This is a genomic window from Kitasatospora acidiphila (genome assembly GCF_006636205.1).
In the GTDB taxonomy this organism is placed as follows: Bacteria; Actinomycetota; Actinomycetes; order Streptomycetales; family Streptomycetaceae; genus Kitasatospora; species Kitasatospora acidiphila.
Window position 1 is genome coordinate 5,482,360 of the sequence record NZ_VIGB01000003.1, and the last position, 22,219, is coordinate 5,504,578.

19 protein-coding genes are annotated in these 22,219 nt (G+C 72.1%); 12 read left to right on the forward strand and 7 right to left on the reverse strand.

Translation table 11 applies throughout. The features are described 5' to 3' along the window. Nucleotides 1-186 precede the first annotated feature (186 nt). The 3 genes from sucC (at nt 187) to E6W39_RS26130 (ending at nt 3,812) form a co-directional block, all read left to right on the forward strand. Nucleotides 187-1,362 (forward strand): ADP-forming succinate--CoA ligase subunit beta, encoded by a 1,176-nt coding sequence (gene sucC / locus E6W39_RS26120; protein ID WP_141635589.1) that lies wholly within the window; start codon nt 187-189, stop codon nt 1,360-1,362. A gap of 17 nt (nt 1,363-1,379) precedes the next feature. Further along, complete coding sequence (gene sucD, locus E6W39_RS26125; RefSeq protein ID WP_101381451.1) at nt 1,380-2,273, forward strand: succinate--CoA ligase subunit alpha; 894 nt, start codon at nt 1,380-1,382, stop codon at nt 2,271-2,273. A 159-nt stretch (nt 2,274-2,432) separates the two neighbouring features. Continuing rightward, the gene (locus tag E6W39_RS26130) at nt 2,433-3,812 is read left to right on the forward strand and encodes a cell division protein PerM (protein ID WP_141635590.1); all 1,380 of its coding nucleotides are present in this window, start codon (nt 2,433-2,435) and stop codon (nt 3,810-3,812) included. 28 nt (nt 3,813-3,840) lie between these two features. On the opposite strand, the gene E6W39_RS26135 is transcribed toward E6W39_RS26130, so the two are convergent. Then, nucleotides 3,841-4,554, reverse strand: a complete 714-nt coding sequence (locus E6W39_RS26135; protein ID WP_141635591.1) for a hypothetical protein — start codon at nt 4,552-4,554, stop codon at nt 3,841-3,843. 413 nt (nt 4,555-4,967) lie between these two features. Here E6W39_RS26135 and purN point away from each other — a divergent pair, with 413 nt between their 5' ends. After that, a complete protein-coding gene (gene purN / locus E6W39_RS26140) occupies nt 4,968-5,669 on the forward strand; it encodes a phosphoribosylglycinamide formyltransferase (protein ID WP_141635592.1) in 702 nt (233 codons plus the stop codon). Then, nucleotides 5,666-7,273, forward strand: a complete 1,608-nt coding sequence (purH, locus tag E6W39_RS26145) for a bifunctional phosphoribosylaminoimidazolecarboxamide formyltransferase/IMP cyclohydrolase (RefSeq protein ID WP_141635593.1) — start codon at nt 5,666-5,668, stop codon at nt 7,271-7,273. The genes purN and purH overlap by 4 nt, the downstream gene beginning before the upstream one ends. Nucleotides 7,274-7,345: 72 nt before the next feature. On the opposite strand, the gene E6W39_RS26150 is transcribed toward purH, so the two are convergent. From E6W39_RS26150 to E6W39_RS26160, 3 genes are all read right to left on the reverse strand, one after another. After that, nucleotides 7,346-7,780 (reverse strand): RDD family protein, encoded by a 435-nt coding sequence (locus E6W39_RS26150; RefSeq protein ID WP_141635594.1) that lies wholly within the window; start codon nt 7,778-7,780, stop codon nt 7,346-7,348. A gap of 82 nt (nt 7,781-7,862) precedes the next feature. Next, nucleotides 7,863-8,465 carry an RDD family protein gene (locus E6W39_RS26155; RefSeq protein ID WP_141637957.1) on the reverse strand — a complete coding sequence of 201 codons (603 nt, stop codon included), beginning with the start codon at nt 8,463-8,465 and terminating at the stop codon, nt 7,863-7,865. A gap of 131 nt (nt 8,466-8,596) precedes the next feature. Beyond that, entirely contained in the window at nt 8,597-9,007 is a 411-nt protein-coding gene (locus E6W39_RS26160) for a DUF2752 domain-containing protein (RefSeq protein ID WP_220140263.1), read from the reverse strand. Nucleotides 9,008-9,273: 266 nt separating this feature from the next. Here E6W39_RS26160 and E6W39_RS26165 point away from each other — a divergent pair, with 266 nt between their 5' ends. The 6 genes from E6W39_RS26165 to E6W39_RS26190 all read left to right on the forward strand — a co-directional run bounded on the left by E6W39_RS26165 (nt 9,274) and on the right by E6W39_RS26190 (nt 16,129). Beyond that, complete coding sequence (locus E6W39_RS26165; protein WP_141635595.1) at nt 9,274-9,687, forward strand: DUF3017 domain-containing protein; 414 nt, start codon at nt 9,274-9,276, stop codon at nt 9,685-9,687. A 192-nt stretch (nt 9,688-9,879) separates the two neighbouring features. Continuing rightward, entirely contained in the window at nt 9,880-10,872 is a 993-nt protein-coding gene (locus E6W39_RS26170) for a malate dehydrogenase (protein ID WP_141635596.1), read from the forward strand. Between the two features lie 87 nt (nt 10,873-10,959). Further along, the gene (locus E6W39_RS26175; RefSeq protein WP_141635597.1) at nt 10,960-12,285 is read left to right on the forward strand and encodes a hemolysin family protein; all 1,326 of its coding nucleotides are present in this window, start codon (nt 10,960-10,962) and stop codon (nt 12,283-12,285) included. A 30-nt stretch (nt 12,286-12,315) separates the two neighbouring features. Further along, nucleotides 12,316-13,356 (forward strand): tryptophan--tRNA ligase, encoded by a 1,041-nt coding sequence (gene trpS, locus E6W39_RS26180; protein ID WP_141635598.1) that lies wholly within the window; start codon nt 12,316-12,318, stop codon nt 13,354-13,356. Between the two features lie 17 nt (nt 13,357-13,373). Then, the gene (locus E6W39_RS26185) at nt 13,374-13,949 is read left to right on the forward strand and encodes a 2'-5' RNA ligase family protein (RefSeq protein WP_141635599.1); all 576 of its coding nucleotides are present in this window, start codon (nt 13,374-13,376) and stop codon (nt 13,947-13,949) included. A gap of 281 nt (nt 13,950-14,230) precedes the next feature. Next, nucleotides 14,231-16,129 (forward strand): stealth family protein, encoded by a 1,899-nt coding sequence (locus E6W39_RS26190; RefSeq protein WP_220140264.1) that lies wholly within the window; start codon nt 14,231-14,233, stop codon nt 16,127-16,129. Between the two features lie 69 nt (nt 16,130-16,198). Here E6W39_RS26190 and E6W39_RS26195 read toward each other — a convergent pair whose 3' ends face one another. After that, nucleotides 16,199-19,762 carry a bifunctional glycosyltransferase/CDP-glycerol:glycerophosphate glycerophosphotransferase gene (locus tag E6W39_RS26195; protein WP_141635601.1) on the reverse strand — a complete coding sequence of 1,188 codons (3,564 nt, stop codon included), beginning with the start codon at nt 19,760-19,762 and terminating at the stop codon, nt 16,199-16,201. Nucleotides 19,763-19,921: 159 nt separating this feature from the next. On the opposite strand from E6W39_RS26195, the gene E6W39_RS26200 reads away from it, so the two are divergent. Continuing rightward, nucleotides 19,922-20,860: a YihY/virulence factor BrkB family protein gene (locus E6W39_RS26200; RefSeq protein ID WP_141635602.1), complete on the forward strand. Its 939-nt coding sequence runs from the start codon at nt 19,922-19,924 to the stop codon at nt 20,858-20,860. On the opposite strand, the gene E6W39_RS26205 is transcribed toward E6W39_RS26200, so the two are convergent. Both E6W39_RS26205 and E6W39_RS26210 read right to left on the reverse strand, forming a co-directional pair. Then, entirely contained in the window at nt 20,857-21,009 is a 153-nt protein-coding gene (locus tag E6W39_RS26205) for a hypothetical protein (RefSeq protein ID WP_181799457.1), read from the reverse strand. The two genes, E6W39_RS26200 and E6W39_RS26205, sit on opposite strands and share 4 nt — an antisense overlap. After that, nucleotides 21,006-22,079: a D-alanyl-D-alanine carboxypeptidase family protein gene (locus E6W39_RS26210; protein ID WP_141635604.1), complete on the reverse strand. Its 1,074-nt coding sequence runs from the start codon at nt 22,077-22,079 to the stop codon at nt 21,006-21,008. The genes E6W39_RS26205 and E6W39_RS26210 overlap by 4 nt, the downstream gene beginning before the upstream one ends. Nucleotides 22,080-22,219: the final 140 nt, after the last annotated feature.

Consider the following 22,219-nt stretch of genomic DNA (forward strand, 5'->3'; position numbering starts at 1 on the left):
CTCCCACGGGGATAACCTGCCAGACGGACGTGACGCGCGTGTTGATTGACGTGTGCGCCCGTGGCTGTGTGGGCCGCAAGGCCGTATCTCTGCGTACCCGCATTGCCCCGACGACCCGCAGCGAAGATCCTGCCGTGGCACGCTCGTAGAGACACAATCCGCGACCACGAACAAGGACGAACACACGTGGACCTGTTCGAGTACCAGGCGAGGGACCTCTTCGCCAAGCACGGCGTGCCCGTGCTGGACGGCGAGGTCATCGAGAAGGCCGAGGACGCTGCCGCGATCGCCGAGCGCTTCGGCGGCCGCGCCGTCGTCAAGGCTCAGGTGAAGGTCGGTGGCCGTGGCAAGGCCGGTGGCGTCAAGCTCGCCGCCGACCCGGCCGACGCCGTCGCCAAGGCCGGGGCGATCCTCGGTATGGACATCAAGGGCCACACCGTCCACAAGGTGATGCTGGCCCAGACCGCGGACATCAAGGAGGAGTACTACGTCTCCTTCCTGCTGGACCGCGCCAACCGCACCTTCCTGGCGATGGCCAGCAAGGAGGGCGGCGTCGAGATCGAGGTCGTCGCGGAGGAGAACCCCGAGGCGCTCGCCAAGATCGCCGTCGACGCCAACGAGGGCTGCACCGAGGCCAAGGCCCGCGAGATCGTCGAGGCCGCCAAGTTCCCGGCCGAGATCGCGGACCAGGTCGTCAACGTCCTGCAGAAGCTGTGGACCGTCTTCATCAAGGAGGACGCCACCCTCGTCGAGGTCAACCCGCTGGTCAAGACCGGTGACGGCACGATCATCGCGCTCGACGGCAAGGTCTCGCTGGACGAGAACGCCGACTTCCGCCAGCCGGAGCACGAGGCGCTGGTCGACCACGCCGCGGCCAACCCGCTGGAGGCCGCCGCCAAGGCCAAGGGCCTCAACTACGTCAAGCTGGACGGCGAGGTCGGCATCATCGGCAACGGCGCCGGTCTCGTGATGAGCACCCTGGACGTCGTCGCCTACGCCGGTGAGAACCACGGTGGCGTCAAGCCGGCCAACTTCCTCGACATCGGTGGCGGCGCCTCCGCCGAGGTGATGGCCAACGGCCTGGAGATCATCCTGGGCGACGCCGACGTCAAGTCGGTCTTCGTCAACGTCTTCGGTGGCATCACCGCCTGTGACGCGGTCGCCAACGGCATCGTGCAGGCCCTGGAGCTCCTGGAGAGCAAGGGCGAGGCCGTCACCAAGCCGCTGGTCGTCCGCCTGGACGGCAACAACGCGGAGCTGGGTCGCAAGATCCTGACCGACCGCAACCACCCGCTGGTGCAGCAGGTGGACACCATGGACGGCGCCGCCGACCGCGCCGCCGAGCTGGCCAACGCGAAGTAAGGAAGGGTACTTACACCATGGCTATCTTCCTTACCGAGGACAGCAAGGTCATCGTCCAGGGCATGACCGGCTCCGAGGGCATGAAGCACACCCGCCGCATGCTCGCCTCCGGCACCAAGATCGTGGGTGGCGTCAACCCGCGCAAGGCCGGCACCACCGTTGACGTGGACGGCACCGAGGTGCCGGTGTTCGGCACCGTCGCCGAGGCCATCGAGAAGACCGGTGCCGACGTCACCGTCATCTTCGTGCCGCCGGCGTTCACCAAGAGCGCCGTGGTCGAGGCGATCGACGCCGAGATCCCGCTCGCCGTGGTGATCACCGAGGGCGTCCCGGTGCACGACTCGGCCTCGTTCTGGGCCTACGCCGGCGAGAAGGGCAACAAGACCCAGATCATCGGCCCGAACTGCCCCGGCCTGATCTCCCCGGAGAAGTCGAACGCGGGCATCATCCCGGCCGACATCACCAAGTCGGGTCCGATCGGCCTGGTCTCCAAGTCCGGCACGCTGACCTACCAGCTGATGTACGAGCTGCGCGACCTGGGCTTCTCGTCCGCCGTCGGCATCGGTGGCGACCCGGTCATCGGCACCACCCACATCGACGCGCTGCGCGCGTTCGAGGCCGACCCCGAGACCAAGCTGATCGTGATGATCGGTGAGATCGGTGGCGACGCCGAGGAGCGGGCCGCGGCCTTCATCAAGGCGAACGTGACCAAGCCGGTCGTCGGCTACGTCGCGGGCTTCACCGCCCCCGAGGGCAAGACCATGGGCCACGCCGGCGCCATCGTCTCCGGCTCCTCGGGCACCGCGGCCGCCAAGAAGGAGGCCCTGGAGGCCGCGGGCGTGGCGGTCGGCAAGACCCCGTCCGAGACCGCGCGCCTGGCGCGTGAGCTCTACGGCAAGCTCGCCGGCTGAAGTCACTGACTGACGCACCACCAGTGCGCCCCGGACCGGATCACCGGTCCGGGGCGCACTGCTGTCCGGGGCCGGACGGGGCCTGACGGATCATCGGACCAACCGGGACACGACGGCCGGTGCACGGGCTGCCACGGCCGCCGGGTGGACCATGACGGCATGACGCAGCTTCTGACGGAACGTCAGCTACGTGCCCGGCCGGGCGGCGGGCCGGCGGCGGCCGGAGCCACGGCGGCGCTGCTCGGACTCGCCGCCACCGGCGTTCCGGTGCTGTGCTGCTGGCTGCTCTCGGCCCCGCCGCAGGACGGCGTCCTGGACGCGGCGCGGCTGGCCGGCGCCGTCTGGCTGCTCGCCCACGGCGGGCCGCTGCTCCGGGAGCCGGGCGGCGCACCGCTCTCGATCACCCCGCTGGCGCTCACCGCGGCCTGCGTGCTGCTGATCGCCCGGGCCGGCGCGCGGGCCGCCGCCCAGGCGCCGCCCGGCCGCACCGCGGCCGCCTGCGGTGCGCTCTGCGCCGGCTACCTGGCGGTCGCGCTGCCGGTCGCGCTCGGCTGCCGCGGCGCCGGGGCGCTGCGTGCCCAGCCGCTGCCCGACCTGCTGGCCGCCGCCGCGCTCGCCTGGTCGGCCGCCTGCCTGGGCGCCCGCGGCGGGGCCGCCTGGTGGCGGGCGTTCCGGTCGCGGCTGGTGGGCCGGCTGGGGCGCTGGCCGCTGGCGCCTCGGTCGGCGGCGGTCCAGGAGGAGCCGGAGGAGGCCGACGAGGCCGAGGAGGTGGCGCGGCGGCTGCCGGCCTGGCTGCGGCGGTGCTGCCGCCCGCTGCCGGCGGGGGTGGTGCTGCCGACGGTCGGCGCCGGGCTGCTGGTGCTGCTGGCCGGCGGTGTGCTGCTGCTGGCCGTTGCTGCCGCGCTGCGCCCGGTCGCCATCGAGGTGGTGGTGCGCGAGGTGGCCGCGGGCAGCCTCGCGGGGCAGCTGGGGCTGCTGCTCTGCTGCCTGCTGGTGCTGCCCAACGCGGCGCTCTGGGCGGTCGGCTACGCGCTCGGCCCGGGCTTCTGGCTGGGCGGCGACAGCCTGGTGGCCGCCGGCCGCGCACACCTCGGCGCGGTTCCCGACTTCCCGCTGCTGGTGCTGGCCCCGGAGGCCGGCTCCGCCTGGCAGCACCTGGCCCAGGCGGTGCCGGTGCTGGCCGCCCTGACGGTGGCGGCGCTGCTGGGGCGGGCGGCCGCGGCGGCCGGGACGGCGCCGGCGGACACCGTCGGCGGCACGGACGCGGACGGGCCGTGGTCGAACGCCACCACGGCCCGCACCGCGGCGGCGGTCGCGCTGCTGCTGGCCGCGGCGGTGGCGGTGGCCGGCTGGCTGGCCGGCGGCGCGCTGGGCGCCGGCCGGATGGCGCGCCTCGGCCCGGCCGCCGCCTGCGGCCCGGCGGCCGCCGTGTGGTGCCTGCTGCTCGCCGTCCCGGGGGCGCTGGCGGTGCGCTGGTGGTCGCTGCGCCGGGCCCGCGCGGGGGAGGCGGACGGTGAGTGGGCGGCGGCGGGGCGGTGACCGGATGTCGCAGCTAGCCGGCGCCGGGTCAGTTCTGCTGGTTGGTCGCGGTCACCAGCCAGGCCGGGGCCAGGTTGTCGCAGCTCTGCGAGGCCTGCACGGTGAGCGCGTCGTTCACGCAGGTGTAGTAGGGCTGGTAGGCCAGCTGCAGCAGGAAGGAACCCAGCACCAGGGCCACCGCCACACCGCCGGTGAGCAGGCCGCCCAGGGCGGCGGGCACCTGCGGGCGGCTGCGCTGGGTGTAGGGCCAGCCGGCCGGGGGAGTGGCGGGCGCCTTGCCCGGCTCGGTGGCGGCCGGCGCCTTGGTGCCCGCCCGGAGCGCGCTGACGCCCCAGTAGAGCGCCAGTGCCCCGAACAGCAGGGCCAGCTCCTGCAGGCCGTAGAGGCCGCTGAACAGCGCCGCCATGCCGCTGGTCAGCGCGTACCGGGCGCGCCGGTGCACCGGGTCGGTCGGGTCGAACTTCGGCTGCGGCGGCCCCTGCGGCGGGGTCGGCCATCCGGGACCGCCACCGCCCTGCCAGTTGGGGCTCCACGGGTGCGGCGGCGGCACGGGCGGGCGGCCCTGCCCGGTGCCGGGCTCGCCGCCCGGCTGCTCCCCGCCGGCCTCGCCGTCACCGTCGGCCCGACCGCCCGCGGCGTTGCCCGCCTGCTGCGGGAGACGCGGCTGCCACGGCTGCTCCGGGGCATCCTGGGGCGGCGGCGCGAAGGGGTTGCGCTCGTCGCTGCTGTTGCCGCTGCTCATGTCGGTCCGGGTCCTCATCGTCGGGGGGCGTCACCGCCCGTCTGGTGGCCCCCGCGCGCGGGCGCCGCGACCCATGATCCCGCAGCCGTCGACACACGTGCGGTCGGCCTGCCGTTGGCCGGGGTCGGGCCCGGGCGCCGGGGCGCTCGGAGTGGTCGAACGAGCCGGGCGGGTCCCCCGGCCTTCGGCCGGGGACCCCCAGTGGAGCCGCTGGTGTCTACGCGCGTCAAGCAAATCCCAGGTACAACCCGCGTTCAACCAGCCGTTATCGTGGTGACGGTCAGCAGCTCACCCAGGTTCCCGGGACTCGCAGCGCAGCGTCCATACCCGGCAGCCTCCCTCCAGCCTTCGGCCGGGGGACCCCCAACGACCGCCGACTCCCGCCTGTCCGTAGTGGCCCCACCACCGGGTGGATGTACCAGCGGACGGCACCCGACATACGGAGACCCGCGCCCGTGGCCGCCGCATCCTCGCTCGTCTTTCCGCCCCCGTCCGGCCGTCCGGCCCGGCTGGTCGTCCTGGTGTCCGGGTCGGGGACCAATCTGCAGGCCCTGATCGAGGCCGTGGCCGATCCGGCGTACGGCGCCGAGATCGTGGCGGTGGGCGCCGACCGGGAGTCGATCGCCGGCCTGGAGCGCGCCGAGCGGGTGGGCATCCCCACCTTCGTCCACCGGGTCAAGGACTTCACGGACCGGGCCGACTGGGACGCCGCGCTGACCGCCTCCGTCGCCGAGCAGCAGCCGGACCTGGTGGTCACGGCCGGCTTCATGAAGCTCCTCGGGCCGCGGTTCATCGGCGCCTTCGGCGGCCGGATCGTCAACACCCACCCCGCCCTGCTGCCCGCCTTCCCCGGCGCCCACGGCGTCACCGACGCCCTCGCGTACGGGGTCAAGGTCACCGGCTGCACCGTCCACCTGGTCGACGCCGGCGTGGACACCGGGCCGATCATCGCGCAGGGCGTCGTCGAGGTGCTCGATGCCGACCACGCCGATGGCGGCGAAGCGCTGCACGAGCGCATCAAGACCGTCGAGCGCCAGTTGCTCGTCGACGTCGTGGGCCGCCTGGCCCGCGAAGGTCACCGCATCGAAGACCGAAAGGTACGGATCCCGGCATGAGCGCCGCTCCTAACGCCACCCCTCCCGTCTCCGAGAACGTCCGCCCGATCCGTCGCGCCCTGATCAGCGTGTACGACAAGACCGGGCTGGAGGAGCTGGCCCAGGGCCTGCACGCCGCCGGGGTGGCGATCGTCTCCACCGGCTCCACGGCCGGCCGGATCGCCGCCGCCGGGGTGCCGGTGACCGAGGTCTCCGAGCTGACCGGGTTCCCGGAGTGCCTGGACGGCCGGGTCAAGACCCTGCACCCGCGGGTGCACGCCGGGATCCTCGCCGACCTGCGTCTGGAGTCGCACCGCGCGCAGCTGGCCGAGCTCGGCGTCGAGGCGTTCGACCTCGTGGTGGTGAACCTCTACCCGTTCACCGCCACTGTGGCCTCCGGCGCCACCCCGGACGAGTGCGTGGAGCAGATCGACATCGGCGGCCCGTCGATGGTCCGCGCCGCCGCCAAGAACCACCCGTCGGTGGCCGTGGTGGTCGACCCGGCCCGCTACTCGGACGTGCTGAAGGCGGTCAACGAGGGCGGCTTCGACCTGCTGACCCGCAAGCGCCTGGCGGCTGCCGCCTTCGCCCACACCGCCGCCTACGACGTCGCGGTGGCCCAGTGGTTCGAGACCTCCGGCTACACCCAGTCGACAGCGGACACGAGCGGCTCCGCCGCGGAGGCGTTCCCGGCCTTCCTCGGCGCCACCTGGGAGCGCGGCAACGTGCTGCGCTACGGCGAGAACCCGCACCAGCAGGCCGCGCTCTACCTGGACGGCACCGGTGGCCTGGCCGGCGCCGAGCAGCTGCACGGCAAGGAGATGTCCTACAACAACTACATGGACACCGACGCCGCCCGCCGGGCCGCGTACGACCACGCCGAGCCGGCCGTCGCCATCATCAAGCACGCCAACCCGTGCGGCATCGCCACCGGCCAGGACGTCGTCGAGGCGCACCGCAAGGCGCACGAGTGCGACCCGGTGTCGGCCTACGGCGGTGTGATCGCGGTCAACCGCCCGGTCACCGCCGCGCTGGCCGAGCAGATCGCCCCGATCTTCACCGAGGTGCTGGTCGCCCCCGACTACGAGGACGGCGCCCTCGAGGTGCTGACCAAGAAGAAGAACCTGCGCATCCTGCGCGCCCCGCAGGCGCCCTGCGAGCGGCTGGAGGCCCGCCGGATCAGCGGCGGCCTGCTGCTGCAGCAGGTCGACCGGGTGGACGCCCCCGGTGACGACCCGTCGACCTGGACGCTGGCCACCGGCGAGGCGCTGAGCGAGGCCGAGCTGGCCGAGCTGGCGTTCGCCTGGCGGGCCTGCCGGTCCGTCAAGTCCAACGCGATCCTGCTGGCCAAGGACGGCGCCTCGGTCGGCGTCGGCATGGGCCAGGTCAACCGGGTGGACTCCTGCAAGCTCGCGGTGGAGCGGGCCGGGGAGCGGGCCGCCGGGTCGTACGCGGCGTCGGACGCCTTCTTCCCGTTCCCGGACGGCCCGGAGGTCCTGATCGCCGCCGGCGTCAAGGCCATTGTGCAGCCGGGCGGTTCGATCCGTGACGAGCTGGTGGTCGAGGCGGCCAAGGCGGCCGGCGTGACCATGTACTTCACCGGGACGCGGCACTTCTTCCACTGACCGGGAGCAGAGCTGACGAAGGGCCGTGGGATCCGGTGATCCCACGGCCCTTCGGTCTGAACTGCCGTCCGGTTACTGGACCTTGACGACCACGCTCTTGACGATCTTGTCAGCGAAGGTCTGCCGCTTCTCGTCCCACAGCGGCCACAGGTAGCCGACGAAGCAGGCGATGGCGTCCAGGATGTGCAGAAGGCGGCGGCCTATGCCCAGGCCGGCGCCGAGCAGGCTGCCGTCGGCGAGCTGCACGGTGCGCAGCCCGACCACCATCTTGCCCGGCGTCTGGGCGCGGGTGCCCTCCAGCACGCCGAAGACGATCAGGACGATCAACTCGACCACGTAGCCGAGGCCTTGACTGGCCAGGCTGGCGATTCCCGCCAACACGGCGGTGATGACGAAGTCGATCAGCCCGGAGGCGAACCGCAGCGGCCAACCGGCCAGCACAGGGGCCGGCGGCTGCGGGGTGTAGGCGTAGTTCGGGTCGAGGTTCGGCTGGTACGGGTTGCTCATGGTGTTCCCCTGCACATGAACGGATGGATGGTGCGGAAGGCCGGCTGCCGGAGGCCCGGCTGCCGGAGGCGTTGGACCGCGACTAGGCGCGGATCACCAGGCTGCTGGTGACCTTGTCGGCGAAGCACTGGCTCTTGTCGTCCCAGAGCGGCCAGAAGTAGCCCAGGCCGCACAGGAAGTTGTCCAGGAAGTGCGCGAGCTTGCGGACGAACGCCATGCCGAAGCCCAGCGGGCGCCCGTCGTGCTCGCGGACCAGCCGGATGCCGACCGCCTTCTTGCCCAGGGTCTGGCCGGTGCTGCCCTCGTTGACCAGCTGCCAGATCCCCAGGGCGAAGCTGATCAGCGCGCAGATGGCCAGCACGGCGAGGCCGCCGCTGCTGGGCACGGTGCTGGAGGTGCCGGCTATGCAGTCGCTCGGCAGGGCGTCCGGGGGGCAGTAGCCCGGGGTGGTCACGGTCGTCGCCGTCGCCTGGGACACGATGAAGCCGATGCCGACCGGCAGCCCGATGAGCAGGGCGTCGATGAACCAGCCGCCCACCCGGGAGCCCCAGTTGGCCAGCACCGGCGGCGGCACCGGCGCGTAGCCGTACGCGGGCTGCGGCTGCGCGTAGCCGTAGGGCGGCATGGCCTGCTGCTGCGGGTAGCCGTAACCCGGAGGCTGGTCGTACGGGCTCTGCTGCGGCATGCCGTAAGGCTGCTGCGGCTGGCCGTAGGGGTTGTTGGGGCCGGGCGGGTAGGACACGGGAAAGCCTCCGGGCGGACGTGCACTTCGGTGGTACGGGGACGGGTGGGACAGCGGGTGAGACTAGCGGAGCGTCATGACAGGTGGACGCCCAGGCGATTGAGCTGCCAGGCCCAGGCGACGGCCAGGGCCGCGGCGATCACCGCCGAGCGCCGACGGTTCGTCAGCGCCCACCAGCGGGCGCCCGTGCCGAGCGGGGCCGTGAGCAGGCCGAGCACCGCGATCACGGTGACCGGATTGGCCGTCAGGGCGGCCGCCCAGTGTGCGTGGCCGGCCTCGATGAAGACCGTGGTGCTGCCGCAGACCGGGCACGGGATCCCCGTGAAGCGGCGCAGCGGGCAGAGCACCCCGGGGTCGTGCACGTCGTGCAGGACAGCGACCCCGGCGGCCGCCGCCGCGGCCAGCAGGCAGCGCAGCGCGGTGTGGGCGAGACGGGTGCGGAGCGGCCCGGGCGCGGACCGGGCGGTCTGGACCGGCGCGGTCACGGGCTGTGCTGATGGTGCGGATTGCTCACGGTCTCTTCCCCCTGACTGGTGCTCGCGCCTATGGTCGATCGCGTGATGTGCGGTGTCCAGCACATTGACGGGGTCCGCACGCAACTGTGGCGCAACCGCAATCGGATCAACACGTTCCGTTTCAATTCGGGCTTATGCTACGCGCGTGGATCCGGAGGAGCACCGCCGATCCGGGAGGATGGGGACATGACTGCCCAGACTCTCGACGGCCAGGCCAGCGCAGCAGGGAACAGCACATGAGCGCGGTACGAACGAGCAGGTCCACCCGCCGACGGCCCTCCACCACCACCGGGACGCTCCCGCCGGAGGGTTCCCGCGCGGCCCTGGACCGCGGCCACCCGCTGCCGATCCGGCAGTGGCCGATAACGCTGGTGACCGGCGTGGTCGGCGCCGGCCTGCTGATCACCTGGGCGGCGGACTTCCGCTACGGCCTGCTGGTGGTCGGCGCCGGGTTCCTGCTCGCCGCGCTGCTGCGGCTGACCCGGCCGGAGGTCGGCCTGCTCGCGGTGCGCAGCCGGTTCACCGACGTGGCGGTGCTGCTCTTCTTCGGCCTGGTGATCGTGCTGCTGGCCCTGATGGCACCCCAGAACCCGTGGCTGCGGCTGCCCGCGCTGGACGACCTCGGCCGGTGGATCGGCAGCAAGCACTGACACCGGCGGCGCGGCGGGACGACCCGTCGTCACGAACGGCGCGTTGTGACGCACCAGCCACGCCGCCAAGCACCGCCGTCGGCCGCCCTTGCGATAACCTGACGCCGGTTCTCTCGATGTCGAGAGAAAACATCCTCGGCTCCAGCGCGCCGACGTGCCTGGGGCATGCCAGCGATCCTGGAGAAGGAAACCATGACTCGCACCCCCGTCAACGTCACCGTCACCGGCGCGGCCGGCCAGATCGGCTACGCGCTGCTGTTCCGCATTGCCTCGGGCCACCTGCTCGGTGCTGACGTGCCGGTGAACCTGCGCCTGCTGGAGATCCCGCAGGGTCTCAAGGCCGCCGAGGGCGTCGCGATGGAGCTGGACGACTGCGCCTTCCCGCTGCTGCGCGACATCACCATCACCGACCAGGCCGCCACCGCCTTCGACGGCGCCAACGTCGCCCTGCTGGTCGGCGCCCGCCCGCGCACCGCCGGCATGGAGCGCGGCGACCTGCTCGCGGCCAACGGCGGCATCTTCGGCCCGCAGGGCAAGGCCATCAACGACAACGCCGCGGACGACATCAAGGTCCTGGTGGTCGGCAACCCGGCCAACACCAACGCCCTGATCGCCCAGCGCAACGCCCCCGACGTGCCGGCCGAGCGCTTCACCGCGATGACCCGCCTGGACCACAACCGCGCCGTCGCCCAGCTGGCCAAGAAGGCCGGCGTGACCGTCGACGAGGTCAAGAAGGTCACCATCTGGGGCAACCACTCCGCCACCCAGTACCCGGACGTGTTCCACGCCGAGATCGGCGGCAAGAACGGCTTCGAGGCCGTCGGCTCGGACCAGGCCTGGCTCGAGGACTTCTTCATCCCGAAGGTCGCCAAGCGCGGCGCCGAGATCATCGAGGTCCGCGGCGCCTCGTCGGCCGCCTCGGCCGCCAACGCCGCCATCGACCACGTCCACACCTGGGTCAACGGCACCGCCGAGGGCAACTGGACCTCGATGGGCATCGTCTCCGACGGCTCCTACGGCGTGCCGGAGGGCATCATCTCGTCCTTCCCGGTCACCACCAAGGACGGCAAGTTCGAGATCGTCCAGGGCCTGGAGATCTCCGACTTCTCCCGCGCGAAGATCGACGCCTCGGTCGCCGAGCTGGTCGGCGAGCGCGACGAGGTCGCCAAGCTCGGCCTGATCTGAGCCGACGCCTGAGCCCGAGGGCCCGGCGCTCCACCGCGGAGCGCCGGGCCCTCGGCGTTCCCACCGGGCCGTTTACACTGGCCGACCGTGAACGAAACCCTCCAGGACGCGGCTCTCGTCCTGGTCTTCATCCTGCTGGGCGGCCTCTTCAACATCGCCGAGATCTCGCTGATCTCGCTGCGCGAGGGGCAGATCCGCACCCTGGCCGAACGCGGCACCAAGCGTGCCTCGCGAGCCGCCCACCTGGCCGCCGACCCCAACCGCTTCCTGGCCGCGGTGCAGGTCGGGGTGACCTGCATGGGGTTCCTGTCGGCCGCGTTCGGCGCCGACACGCTGGCCGGCAAGCTCTCCCCGGTGTTCGTTCGGATGGGCCTGTCCAAGGGGGTCGCCGACCTGGTGGCGCTGGTCGGGCTGACCCTGGTGATCTCCTACATCTCGCTGGTGCTGGGCGAGTTGACGCCCAAGCGGATCGGCCTGCAGCGTGCCGAGTCGATCGCGCTGCTGGCCGCGCCGGTGGTCGACGTGATGTCGGTGGTGCTGCGGCCGGTGATCTGGCTGCTCGGCCGCTCCACCAACCTGATGGTCCGGCTGCTCGGCGGCGACCCCAAGGCCGGGCGCGGCAGCATGAGTTCCGAGGAACTGCGCGGCCTGGTCGCGGCCAACACCGAACTGGGCAGCGACGAACGGGCGTTGATCGCCGACGTGTTCGCGGCCGGGGAGCGCCAGCTGCGCGAGGTGATGGTGCCGCGCACCGAGGTGACCTTCCTCGACGCCGACCAGCCGCTCACCGAGGTCCGGGAGGAGACCAGCACCTCGCCGCACTCCCGCTACCCGGTGGTGGACGGCTCCTACGACTCGGTGGTCGGCTTCGTGCACGTCCGCGACCTGTACCGGGCACGCGGCGAACAGGCGCTGCGGGTGCGCGAGATCGCCCGCCCGGTGAAGCTGCTGCCGGCCACCAAGAAGGTGCTGGAGGCGATGAGCGAGATGCGCCGGGAGGGCCACCACCTGGCGATCGTGGTGGACGAGTACGGCGGCACCGCCGGGATCGTCACCCTGGAGGACCTGGTGGAGGAGGTGATCGGGGAGATCCGGGACGAGTACGACGCCCAGGAGACCACTGCCACCCGGCGCCTCGCCGGCGGCGGCATGGAGGTCAACGGCCTGCTCAACCTGCCCGACTTCGCCGAGGAGACCGGGGTCACCCTGCCGGAGGGCCCGTACGAGACGGTGGCCGGCTTCGTGGTCGCGGAGCTGGGCGCGCTGCCGGAGGTCGGCGACGTGGTGCGCACCTCGGACGGCCTGCTGCTCACCGTGGCCGGGCTGGACGGCCGGCGGATCGACCGGATCCGGGTCACCGCGCCACCCGCGCCGCAGCAGCCCGCCGAGGGACCGGCCGAGACCGGGTCCTGACTGTCACCGGAAGCTGGAACAATGGGGGCCATGGTCAACGACGCGCGCATCACCGAGGAGAAGGCTCGCCCCCGGGTGCTCTCCGGCATCCAGCCCACCTCCGGCTCCTTCCACCTGGGCAACTACCTCGGCGCGGTGCGCCAGTGGGTGGACCTCCAGAAGGACAACGACGCCTTCTACATGGTCGTCGACCTGCATGCGATCACCGTCCCGCAGGACCCGGCCGCCTTGCGCGAGAACAGCCGGGTCTCGGTCGCCCAGCTGCTCGGGGCCGGCGTCGACCCGGAGCACTGCACCCTCTTCCTCCAGTCGCACGTGCCCGAGCACGCCGAGCTCGGCTGGGTGATGAACTGCCTGACCGGCTTCGGCGAGGCCGCCCGGATGACCCAGTTCAAGGACAAGTCCGCCAAGCAGGGCAGCGACAGCACCACGGTCGGCCTGTTCACCTACCCGGTCCTGATGGTCGCCGACGTGCTGCTCTACCAAGCCGACGCGGTGCCGGTCGGCGAGGACCAGCGCCAGCACCTGGAGCTCACCCGGGACCTGGCCGAGCGCTTCAACACCAGGTACCAGCCGACCTTCACCATCCCGAAGCCGTACATCCTCAAGGAGACGGCGAAGATCATGGACCTGCAGGACCCGACCGCCAAGATGAGCAAGTCGGCGGCCTCCCCCAAGGGTCTGGTCAGCCTGCTGGACGACCCCAAGGTCAGCGCCAAGAAGTTCAAGAGCGCGGTCACCGACACCGACACGGTGGTCTCCTACGACGAGGAGAAGAAGGCGGGCGTCTCCAACCTGCTGCGGATCCACTCGGCGCTCAGCGGCCAGAGCATCGAGCAGCTGGTGGCGCACTTCGAGGGCAAGATGTACGGCGCGCTCAAGACCGAGCTGGCCGAGCTGTTCACCGAGTGGGTCGGCCCGTTCCAGCAGCGCACCCGCGAGTTCCTGGACGACCCGGCCGAGCTGGACCGGGTGCTCGCGGTCGGCGCCGCCAAGGCCCGCGAGGTCGCCGCGGTGACGCTGGAGACGGTCTACGACCGCATCGGCTTCGTGCCCGCCGCGAAGCGTTAATGGGGGAGCCTGGGCTGATGGCGTCGCTCGGGCCCACCGGCGGCATCGGCCGGCCATCGGCCGGCGCCGCCGGTTCTGCACTGACCATCGGGGTCGCGGTCACCGTTCCGGAGCCGTTCGGCTCCGCGATCCAGGACGCCCGCGCCGGTCATGGCGATCCGCAGGCCCGGGCGATACCCACCCATGTCACGCTGCTGCCGCCGACCGAGGTGGCCGCCGAGCGGCTGCCCGAGGTGCGTGCTCACCTGGCGGCGGTGGCGGCGGCGCGGCGGCCGTTCCGCATGCTGCTGCACGGCAGTGACACCTTCCGCCCGGTCTCCCCGGTGGTCTTCATCCGGGTCGAGGAGGGCGCGCAGGAGTGCCGGGAGCTGGAGGCGGCGATCCGCTCCGGCCCGCTGGCCCGGGAGCTGGCCTTCCCCTACCACCCCCACGTGACGGTCGCGCACGGCCTGCCGGACCTGGTGCTCGACCAGGCGCTCGCCGACGCCCGCACCTTCCACGCGGCCTTCACCGTGCCGGGCTTCACGCTCTCCCGGTTCGGTGCGGACGAGGTCTGGCGGCCCTGGCACGGATACGCCTTTAGCGGGCACTGAATGCTTGCGCTATTCTGTGAATGACGATTCCCAGGGTTCTCCCAGGTTTCCTGGGGTCATAAACTCTCATTACTTACTCATTCACTCCACCGTGTGCTGAACGTTATACTCGGGCCTCAATGGCTACGGGGGTCTTGGGCCAGAATGCACACCGTCCTGGAGAGATGATGCGCTGTCCCCGCACGGCCCGGCAGCTGATGCGCGCTGTGGCCCGCCGGGCTCGTCGGGTCGGTTTGCTACCGACCGTAACCGTGCCCAGGCAGCGGACTGCCGAGGAGCCGGTGGCTCCGGTGCAGCCGGAGCCGGTGCCCGAACCTGAACCCGAGCCCGAGCCGGTGCCGCCCACTCCCGAGGAGCTGCGCGCCGCCCGGGAGGAGCAGCTGCTCCAGGCCTCGCCCCAACTGGTGCGCGCGGACGGCCGGTTGGCCGAGGTGCGGGACGATCTGCTCTCCGGGGACGCCTATCTGCACAACTTCACCGAGGTCGCGCGGCTGCTGACCCGGGCCGGGGTGCGGTTCGCGCCGCTCGGCGGCCAGTGGACCCGCCAGTGGGTGGCGATCGCGCCGGGCCAGCGGGAGGCGGTGCTGGCCGCCTGCGCCGAGGCGTTCGAGGGGCTGCCGGTCTACGCGGACCTGCTGGGCCATGATGTGACGCTCGGTTCGGTGCTGGCCGAAGAGCTGCCGGCCGCCGTCGCGGCCCTGGAGTGGCCCGACGGGCTGCCGGGGGAGCCGTCCGACCGGCAGTTGGACGAGCCGTCGGACGACCGGTCCGCCGCGGACGCCGCCGAGGGGGAGACCACCGCCGAGGCCGACGCCGAGGAGAGCGGGGAGACGCCGGTCGACGAGCCGGCCGAGCCCCGCGTGCGGGTCAAGGGGGTGCGGATCTACCGGCCGGTGACGACCAGTGGCAAGACCCTGCTCTACGGCCCCGAGCACGGCTGCGACCTGGACTTCTGGGACGCCGGCGGCGACGACCGCGGCGCGGTCGCGGCGATCCACGAGCCGCCGTTCGGTTGGTGGGTGCCCTCGCTGGAGGCCGACGCCGTGGCGCGGATCGGCGGCAGCGACTACCCGGTGCCGCAGGCCTTCGTCCAGCCGCGGCTGGACGACGTCACCTTCCCGGTGGACGCCGTGATCACCTGGGTCGACGACAACGACCCGGCCTGGCGGGAGCGCCGGGCCGAGCGGTTGGCCGCGATGTCCGCCCGCCCGGCCACCGGGGACGGTGCCGAACGCTTCCGCAACCGGGACGAGTTGCGCTACTGTCTGCGATCGATCGCGATGTACGCGCCGTGGATTCGCCGCGTGTACCTTGTGACGGACGGTCAGTGTCCCGACTGGTTGGCGACCGAGCACCCGGACGTCACCGTGGTGGCACATCGTCAGCTGTTCGCCGATGCGACAATATTGCCGGTATTCAACTCGCATGCCATCGAGACCCAACTGCACCGAATTCCGGACCTCGCCGAACATTTCCTCTATTTCAACGACGACATGTTCCTCGGCCGACCGGTCCAGCCCGAACAGTTCTTCCAGGGCAATGGCGTGCCGCTGGTCAACCTCGACTCACGCGTGATCCCGCCCGGCCCGGTGGCGGCGGACGACGACGAGTACGTCGCGCCGCAGAAGAACACCCGGGCGCTGATCCGGCGCGAGCACGGCCGCGAGACCAGCCGGGTGCTCAGCCACACCCCGTACCCGATGACCCGTTCGCTGCTGGCCGAGTGCGCCGAGGTCTTCGCGGCCGAGCTGGCCGCCACCGCCCGCTCGCCGTTCCGCTCCCGCTCGGACGTCGCGCCGATCACCCTGGCGGTCGGCCACGGCTACCTGACCGGCCGGATCGCCTGGGGCCGGCTCGGCCACCGCTACCTGGACGTCGACCGGTACGCGGAGCTGGAGCGGCTTCCGGAGCTGCTGCAGTGGCGGGACACGGACAGCTTCTGCCTCAACGACGGTGATCTGGACGGGGTGCCGCCGGCCGAGCAGGACCGGCAGGTCACCGTGTTCCTGCAGGACTACTTCCCGGTGAGCGGGCCACTGGAGCGCACCCCGCCGGTGCCGGCCGCGCGCGCCCCGCTGGCCGTGGTGGAGCCCGCTTCGGAGCAGGAGGCTTCGGAGGAGCAAGCCTCGGCGGAGCAGGCCGTGGCCGAGCCGGCCGACTCGGAGCACCAGACGGTCTGACCCGCCGACCGCAGCAGAAAGCCTGTGGGGCCCGCACATCGCGGGCCCCACAGGCTTTCTGGCGACCGGTCAGCCGAGCAGGCCGTCCACCACCCGGGCGGCGGCGTGGCCGTCGTCCAGGTCGCAGTACTCGGACCGGAACCGCTCATAGGCGTCGCGGTACTCCCGGGCCACCTCGTCGACCCGGCCCAGCGTCTCGACCAGCTCCTGGGAGGTGCGCAGCAGCGGACCCGGCGCATCCTCGGTGAAGTCGAAGGTGAAGCCGCACAGGTTGTCCCGGTAGTGCTCCAGGTCGTAGGTGAAGAACAGCACCGGGCGGCCGGTGTTCATGAAGTCGAAGACCGAGGCCGAGTAGTCGGTCACCAGCACATCGGCGATCAGCAGCAGGTCGGCCATGTCGGGGTAGCGCGAGACGTCCCAGACGTAGCCGTTGCCGGCGTCCGGCACCGGGCCGAAGCAGTTGTGGTGCGGGCGGACCAGCAGCACCTGGTCCTCGCCGAGCGCCTCCCGGGCCGCGGCGACGTCCACGCGCAGGTCGATCTGGTAGCCGCCCTGCGGGCGCTTGCGGTCCTCCCGGAAGGTCGGCGCGTACAGCACCACCTTCTTGCCCTCCGGCAGACCGAGCCGGCGGCGCACCTCGGCGGCCCGCTTCTCCCGGTCGGGGGAGAACAGGATGTCGTTGTGCGGGTAGCCGGTCTCCAGCAGCTCGCCCTTGAAGTCGAAGGCGCGGCGCAGCACCGGCGAGGCGAACGAGGAGCCCGAGACGAGCTTGGTCCAGTTCGGCACCTCGCGGTCCAGGTGCTTCAGGTAGTTGCTGTCGATGAACCAGATCTTCTCGAAGTCGTGGCCGATCCGCTTCAGCGGACTGCCCACCCAGGTCTGGAGTATCACCTGGCCGGGCCGGCTCTTCATGAAGTCGGGCAGCTGGGCGCTGGTGACGATGTACTTGGCGGTGGCCATCGCCTCGAACCACTCGGGGCTCCACTGCCGCAGCGCGCGGGCGCTCTGCGGCAGCTCGGTCTGGCCGTCGTCCACCGTCCACAGGTGCTCCAGCGGCAGGCCGCGGCGGACCAGCTCCTCGTGGATCGCGCGCGGCGAGCCCGCGTACTGGCCGCCGCCCGCCACGTTGTAGAGCACCGCGTCGCGCAGCGGCTTCTGCTGGGCGGCGGGGTAGATCTCCTTGCGCAGCAGGCGCTGCCGGTAACCGCTGCGCTCGTGCGCGCCGAGGTCGGCGTGCGACTCCAGCGACAGGGTGTCGAAGTAGCGGCGCTCCAGGGTCACCTGCTTGCCGCGGGAGCGGATCTCCAGCGGCAGCCGGGTGTGGGCCGCCAGCGCCACGTGGGCCTTGGGCCAGGCGAATTCCGGGTCGCCGTCGACGGGCCGGAAGAAGAGGTCCCAGGTGCCCTTGTGCAGCGGCACCCGGCCGGCGTGGGTGCCCAGCGGCACGGCCGGCAGCTGCACCTCGAACCGGCCGTCCTTGACCACCAGCGGGTGCAGGTACTCCTCCTCCCGCCAGTTGTGGCGGAGCACCAGGTCGTAGTGGTGCTCGCCGGGCAGCGGGAACCGGCCGGACAGCGTGAAGCCGGCTTCGTCGGCCGCGGTCAGCTCGGTGACCACCGGCTGCACCACCTGGTCGGCGAACTGCAGGTGGCCGGTGTCGGTGGGCTTGGAGACCAGGGTGCGGGCGGTGCCCAGCGGGGCCTCGGGGTTGAGCGGCAGGTCCAGGTGCTCCAGCGGCACCCGGTCGTCCACCATGATCTCCAGCACGTCGCCGTTGGCCAGCAGCAGGCCGGCGTACCAGTGGTCGCTGGTGCGCTCGTCGGCCGCCGGGTCCAGCGCACGCCAGCGGTCGCGCACCTCGGCCAGCGAGGCCAGCGGGATCCGCGCCGTGAACGGCACCGGGCGACCGGTCGGGGTGCCGAACTCCACCGGGAAGTCGATCTTGATGCCGGATTCGCTGTGGTGCATCTGCAGCCGCATCCCGGCCAGCTCGGACGCGCTGCGCACGGTGCCGGTCAGCTCGACCGCGCCGTCCACCGCCTTGATCGAGCCGATCGCGGCGCGCAGCCTCTCGACCACCAGGTGCAGGAAGCCGTCCTTCAGGCGGGGCACCACCCGGGTGGTGGCGTCCGCCCAGTGGATCGGGTAGCTCTGCGCGGTGTCGGCCCAGCCACCGGAGATCCGGCCCTTGTAGACGCCCGACTTGCCGGCGCCGGCGACCAGCACCCGCCAGGTGCCGTCCTGCCACTGGCCGTGCTTCTTCAGCTTGGCCGGGTCGATCAGCACGGAGAAGCCGGACCAGTCGCAGCTGTACAGGTCGTGCGGCGAGGAGGCGGTGGCCTCCGGGGAGTACATGGTCTTGGTGGAGAAGGTGACGAACCGCTTCCCCTTGGCCTCGCGCAGCACGATCATCTTGACCAGGTCGTGCTTGCCCTCGGCGCCCAGGTGCTCGGGGAAGGCGTGCCCGGTCAGCTTGAGCTTGCCGTCCTCCCAGGACGACTGGTAGACCCGGCTGCGCATCACCAGCGCGTTGTCCAGCCGCAGCACGTCCGCCGGCACGCTCTTGCGCCCGCCGCGCAGGAACGGGTAGTCGGCGTACGGGCGCAGCAGGCCGCGCGCCGGGGCGGCGCCGTTGCTCTCGGCCTCGAACTGCATCTGCTCGACGAACTCGTCGATCCGGCCCTGCAGGGTCAGGTGGTACTTCAGCCGCAGCGGGGCCCGCAGCTTCTTGACGTGCTCGGGGCCGATCGCCCGGAGCAGCCGGCCCACGCACTGCACATAGGCGTCGCGGTAGTCCTGCTCGCCGTCGACCACCGACCAGAAGAACATCGGGATCTCCTCGACGAGGTTGTTCTCGTCGTAGGAGTGCAGGTAGTCGCGGTACTTGGGCTCGGGCTGCTTGCCCAGCCAGGCGCGGACCAGCTCCATCGAGGTGACCCGGTCGATCAGGCCCTTGGGGTTGGTGCGCATCTGGGTGATCGACATCTCGCCGACCTCGCGCTCACGCCAGTGGTAGATCGGGTCGGCCAGCACGTCCACGCTCTTGGCCATGTAGTGGTGCGGCACGCTGACCGGCGCGTCCTCGTAGAGGATGCCCTCGGGGTACAGCAGACCCGCCATGTCCCAGAACGAACGGCGGTACACCTTGTTCCACGCGGTGCGGTCGGTGACCAGCTCCGGGCGCTCGGTGATGTGGGTCTTCAGCACCGTCTCGCGGAACGGCTTGGAGTGGCCGCCGGACTGGTAGTAGCCGACCGCCCGGAAGCGCAGCACATTGCCGCTGCAGAAGTCGGAGCCGGTCTTGTCCAGCGTGCTGATCATCAGCTCGTAGGCGCTGGGCGGCACGGTGTCGTCACTGTCGACGAAGGCCAGGAACTCCGTGCCGTCGGTCAGGTGCAGCAAGCCGGTGTTGCGGGCCGCCCCCAGGCCCGCGTTCTGCTTGCGCACCAGCCGGAACCGGGAGTCCTGGGCGGCGAACGCCTCGGCGATGGCGGCACTGCCGTCCTTGGAGCCGTCGTCGACCATGATGCACTCGAGGTCGCTCATGGTCTGGGCAGCGATCGATTCCAGACATTCCTGCAGGTACCGCTCGACGTTGTAGATCGGAACAACGACGGAGAGACGGGGGGCCATCAGCTGCGCGGGCCTTTCATCGGCGGATGGAGACGACCAGCCGGCCTGGGGCCCGGGGCCCGGCACAGCGGCTCTACCGCGATCCTATCGGTTGGTTCAAGCCGCCCTCCCGGCTCGCGAGCTGCCCGGCCCGGCGGCGGAGCTGCCAGGCTGGCCCGCATGGGATTCCTCAGCAAGCTGCCGGTGGTCGGGCCGGTGGTCGCGGCGGTGCTGCGCAGCCGCCCGTACCGGGTGTTCCGGCACTTCTCGGCGGTCGGGGGCAACCGGTTGGCCGGCGCGGTCACCTTCTACGGGTTCCTGGCGCTCTTCCCGCTGTTGACGGTGGCCCTGGCGGTCGCGGTCTCCACCCTCACCCCGAGCCGGGTGGAGTCGCTCAAGCACCGGATCGCCGAGCAGGTGCCGGGGCTGGCCAACGCGCTGGGGCTGGACTCGCTGATCGCCAACGCCGCCACCGTCGGGCTGATCAGCGGCCTGCTGCTGGTGGCCTCCGGCCTCGGCTGGGTGGACACCATGCGCGCCTCGATCCGGGTGATCTGGCAGCTGCCCGAGGACGACCGCAATGTGCTGGTGCGGCGGATCACCGACTGCGTGGTGCTGGTCGGCCTCGGCGGGGTCTCGATCGTCTCGCTGGGCGCCTCGGCGGTCGGCACCCGGCTGGCCGGGCGGCTGGCAGCGGCGCTGGGACTGGCCGGCGGGGGCCCCGGGCACTGGCTGCTGGCGGTGGCCGGCTTCGTCATCGCGGTCGGCGCCGACCTGCTGCTCTTCCTCTACCTCCTGGCGCCGTTCCCGGGGATCGAGGGGCAGCGCCGGCGCGACCTGCTGGCCGCCGCGCTGATCGGTGCCGTGGGCTTCGAGGTGCTGAAGGTGGGGCTCTCCTCCTACCTGGGCTACGTGGCGGGCAGGAGCCTCTACGGCGCCTTCGGGGTACCGGTGGCGCTGCTGCTGTGGATCAACTTCATCTGCCGGCTGCTGATGTACTGCGTCTCCTGGACCGCGGCGGCCGACCCGGAGCTGGCCAGGGCCCGGGCCCTGGCCAGGGCGGAGGACGCCTACCGGGCGGCGGGCGGGCCGGCCGCGGGCCCGCCGCCGGCCCGCTAGCGGCGGCGCAGGGCGGTCGAGCCGCCACCCGGCCCCGGCTCGTCGGGCGGCGCGCCCTCACCGGTGGCCGGCTGTCCGGCGTTCCGGCGCCGGCGCCGGTTCAGCAGCCAGCCCGCCGCGCTGGCGCAGAGCGCGGCCGCGCCGATCACCGCCCAGTCCCCGGCGCCGACCGTCCGGACGTTGGATGCCGACGCCTGCACGGTCGGCACCCGGCCGGTCGCGGGGGAGGCTGACGCGGCGGCGGACGGTGCCGGGGTGGGGTGGGCTGCGGGGCCACCAGGGTGCCGATCGGGCGGGCCCGGTTCCCGGCGGCGAAGCCCCAGTCCAGCAGTGCGGCGCTCTCGTCGTACACCTTCATGTAGGTGTCCGGGTGCATCACGGCGACCAGCAGGGTGCGGCCGTCGCGCTGCGCGGCGCCGACGAAGGTGGAGCCGGCGTTGCTGGTGTAGCCGTTCTTGACCCCGATCAGGCCCGGGTACTTGCCGAGCAGCCGGTCGGTGTTCTGGATCCCGAAGCTGGCGCGCTGCCCGGTGGCCTTGTCGACCGCTCCCGGGAACTGGGCGTCCTTGGTGCCGCAGTAGGAGCGGAAGTCGGCATTGCGCAGGCCCTCGCGGGCGAACAGCGTCAGGTCGTAGGCCGAGCTCAGCTGGCCGTCCTCGTCGTAGCCGTCGGGGGAGACGACCTCGGTGTCGGCGGCGCCCAGGGCCCGGGCCTTCTGGTTCATCTCCCGGACGGTCTGGTCGACCCCGCCGTTCATGTGGGCCAGCACGTGCACCGCGTCGTTGCCGGAGGGCAGGAAGACGCCCCGCCACAGGTCCTGGACCGTGTAGTCCAGGTCCTCCTTGACACCGACCAGGCTGCTGCCCGGACCCATGCCCGTCAGGTCCTCGGGCGTCACCCGGTGCACGGTGTCGCGCGGGAACTTGGGCAGCACGACGTCCGCGAAGAGCATCTTCAGGGTGCTGGCCGGGGGCAGCCGCAGATGTGCCCGGTAGGCCGCGAGCACATCGCCGGTGCCGGCGTCGGCGACCAGCCAGGACATCCCGGTCAGCCCGTCGGGCAGCTTGGGCGCCCCCGAGGAGACCTGCACGTCGGGCTGCCCCAGCCGCTCGCCGCCGACCACCCCGCCGGACGGCGACGGGTCGGCGGTGGCGCTGCCGGCGGTGGCCAGCACCAGGGCGGTGGCCAGCGCTACCGCCAGCCGACCAGTACGACTCATAAGGTGATCATTCGAATACACGCCGTGTCCGTACCCGTCCGACCGCCCCCGCGCCCAGCCGCGCCGCGAGCATCGCCCCAACCGGGGACCCCGGACTGGGCCGAACGGCCGCCCACCCATACTGGACGGACAGGCTCGGC